Genomic DNA, 488 nt, shown 5'->3' with positions numbered 1-488 from the left:
CCTGGAGTGAAGTGGTCTGCTTGGCTCGGTTGCGCTTGCGTTTGGTTTCCATGAGCTTCCAATGCTCGGTACTGCGGCTCGGGTGAAATGCGGATGTACGAGACCACAAACTGTCGCGCCTGCTGCAAGAGTGCTCGCGCACCTTCCCGAGCGGACGGCCCCGGCGTCAAATCGCAGGGGATCGCGCCGGGGCGTCGCTCCCTCTCGGCTCGCCATTGGGCAGAGGAGCCGACGACCAGCGCGAGAGGTCGCTCGCTAAGACAAGCACCTCGATGCTGTGAAGTCAGTGCACTATTGTACCGTGGCGCGTGAAGCGTAGGTCGGCGAGTGCGGCAATTAGGACGATTAGGACAGTACCAATGTCCTGCCTGTACGAGCCATCAGCCGACTTAGCTCAACGGGAGAGGGCCCGCGTTGTAGGCGTGGCGGTTGCTGGTTCATCCGGCAGCCGGCTCCAATTTCGTTTCTGATGGGCCGGGGGAACTCCG

At 62.1% G+C, this 488-nt stretch carries 1 tRNA gene; it reads left to right on the top strand.

Annotated elements, in window-relative coordinates:
- Positions 1-383 precede the first annotated feature (383 nt).
- Positions 384-457, top strand: a tRNA-Tyr gene (locus AC5ZG1_RS44250).
- Positions 458-488 lie beyond the last annotated feature (31 nt).

The sequence above is a fragment of the Bradyrhizobium sp. Leo78 genome, assembly GCF_059512425.1.
The sequence above is the reverse complement of the archived record's forward strand: the minus strand, read 5'-3'. Positions and strand labels throughout refer to the sequence as shown.